This is a genomic window from Chamaesiphon sp. OTE_75_metabat_556 (assembly GCF_031378165.1).
Taxonomy (GTDB): domain Bacteria; phylum Cyanobacteriota; class Cyanobacteriia; order Cyanobacteriales; family Chamaesiphonaceae; genus Chamaesiphon.
Window position 1 is genome coordinate 1 of record NZ_JANNDR010000196.1, and the last position, 2,412, is coordinate 2,412.

At 43.8% G+C, this 2,412-nt stretch carries 3 protein-coding genes and 1 pseudogene; 2 read left to right on the plus strand and 2 right to left on the minus strand.

Features of this window, described 5'->3' with window-relative positions:
* Positions 1-237, minus strand: a 237-nt coding sequence (locus RMO27_RS08150) for a hypothetical protein (protein ID WP_309731162.1), incomplete at its 3' end; no start/stop codon positions are given.
* 671 nt (positions 238-908) lie between these two features.
* Between RMO27_RS08150 and RMO27_RS08155 the strand changes: the two genes are divergently transcribed.
* Both RMO27_RS08155 and RMO27_RS08160 read left to right on the plus strand, forming a co-directional pair.
* The gene (locus tag RMO27_RS08155; RefSeq protein WP_309731164.1) at positions 909-1,115 is read left to right on the plus strand and encodes a hypothetical protein; all 207 of its coding nucleotides are present in this window, start codon (positions 909-911) and stop codon (positions 1,113-1,115) included.
* A 19-nt stretch (positions 1,116-1,134) separates the two neighbouring features.
* A complete protein-coding gene (locus tag RMO27_RS08160; RefSeq protein ID WP_309731166.1) occupies positions 1,135-2,079 on the plus strand; it encodes an alpha/beta fold hydrolase in 945 nt (314 codons plus the stop codon).
* A gap of 120 nt (positions 2,080-2,199) precedes the next feature.
* Here RMO27_RS08160 and RMO27_RS08165 read toward each other — a convergent pair.
* Positions 2,200-2,412: pseudogene (locus RMO27_RS08165) on the minus strand (hypothetical protein); the annotation flags it as partial.

Here is a 2,412-nt window from a genome sequence, read left to right on the forward strand (position 1 = left end):
CAGCCGATTGGCTGCTTGTCGGGCATCCCGACGATTGTTGTGGTATCCCTCAAAAGTCCACTGGCGATTGCCACGGCTGCGATAATAAACCGAGAACTGGCGATCGCGATACTGGTTGTTAGGATATCGATCGCGATTGTACTGAGCGATTTTGTCTGAATCTATTGCCTGTGCTGTAAGGGGCGTAGTTACTGCGAATCCCGTACATACTAGTGCTAGTAAAATTAGCTTTTTCATCAGATTATTTTTAAAGTTAAATATTTGGGTCAATTAATTAAGTTCTAAGTTTAATTAATCGACCATACCTTAAAGTTAATCGATCAAACAAGTAAAGTACTCTGTCAAAAGGAGTAGATAAAATGCTTTTCTAAAATAGAATAATTCAAAGGTGTTTTCGCATATTCACTACAAATAAACTGTACTTTAAATCATTTAACTTGAAGATGTGCAGCTAGCTTCTGGAGAAGCTTTGAGCCATTAGTTTTATTGAATTAAAAGCTACCTCAAAACCTAAAAATTACGCTATTAAAATGCTCATACTATTTAACAAATTATCGATTGCCTACGGTAGGCTATTTGCACTGAGCAGATCTGAAGCGAGTCATAATGCCAAGGGCAAGGCTCCGCCAACGTGAAATCTATGCCTGCGTTTACGGCAAGCTAACGAGAACGCAGAAGTGCGCCAACGTAATTTTCTTTCCATACCTTCATTTTACAAGACTCACCAGATTCAAACACTCAAGGATCGGTAATTAATCTTTAGCTTTAATCTTTCGATCTAAACTAAATAAAAACATCGATTCTTTAATTCGATCGTTTACCAAAAATGACAGTATTTATTCGACTGTGAGCTAGCTGGGTTAAGATTAGAAGAGGACGTAATTTACCGCATAGTGCGGAGGAACATCATGCAAGAATCCACCGTTTATCGCTCGATCCAAAGAGAAGTCCAAGACGAAAGAGATCGGGCAATTGCAATTAACCTTTTGCGAGAGGGCTTGGCGATTGAAATTGTTGCTCGTGGAACAGGGCTATCGATTTCCGAATTGGAACGCTACGCGAACGAGGAAGTCCAACAACTTCATTATCAATTGAATGCTGTTCCGCAAAGCTGAATCCGACTCAAGAGGTTATATGACACAATTCTCAAAGTCTGTCGAGGTTCAAATTACAACACCAACAGGCACTCTCTATGGCACACAGATTATGCCAACGTCTAATGCTTCAGAGCCAGTGGTGCTAATCGTTGCGGGTTCAGGCCCGACAGATCGCAATGGAAACAATCCTCTAGCTGGGCAGAATAACAGCCTCAAACTACTAGCTGAAGGATTAGCCGATCGCGGCATTGCCTCGATCCGATACGACAAGCGCGGTATTGGGGAAAGTTCAGCCGCAGGATCTGAAGAAGCCGATTTGCGTTTCGATACCTATGTTGAAGATGCTGCACTTTGGATTCAGCAATTGCAGGCAGATTCTCGTTTCTCAAGCGTCACCGCGATCGGTCATAGTGAAGGCTCTCTAATTGGAATGCTGGCGACCCGAAAAACTGGAGCAGATGCTTTTGTATCAGTAGCCGGAATTGCTCGAACTGCATCACAAGTTTTACGAGAGCAACTGCAACCTAGATTGCCAGACGCATTATGGCAACAGAGCGAGCAGATTCTTGTTGCTCTAGAGCAAGGTAACACAGTAGCCTCTGTTCCACCAGAATTAAACACGCTCTACAGGTCGAGCGTCCAACCCTACCTCATTTCCTGGTTTCGCTATACCCCTGCTCAAGAGATTAAGCGTCTGACTGTACCTGTTCTAATTGTTCAAGGAACAACTGATATTCAAGTGCCTGTCAGTGAGGCGCAAGCCCTGAAGATAGCTAACCCGGATGCGGAGCTTAGAATTATTGAGGGGATGAATCACGTCTTAAAAGCTGTTCCATTAGATCCCAAACAGCAAAATGCTTCCTATTCTGAGCCAACGCTGCCAGTTGTGCCTGAACTAGTTGAGGGTATAAGTCAATTTATTCACAGCCGTGGAATGCTCCGTAAGTCTAACCAGTCGCTGCACCGGAATCTGCCAAGTTGATTGGTTGAGTTGCAAAGGTTGTCTGTGTCCGGTGAGCGGGGTCGTTAGGTGTTGGTATTACTTATCTGGTCGATCGGAGGAGTAGTAGATTGCTATGACGGGAGAGCCGTAAGTCTTAAACTAATTGAGTTCCAGATTTGCTAATGTATGCAGCATGGCTGTCGTCGTGAATGGTTTAGTCAAAAATGCTTCGAGTGTATACCGATCGACGATTGGGCAAAGCCCACACTTCGTGAACGATTCATTCGCCGACGTACCACTCATGGCAATAACTTTTACGGCGGGATTAATCCGCTGCAATGCCCGAATGATATGAGGTGTATAGAGATTTGG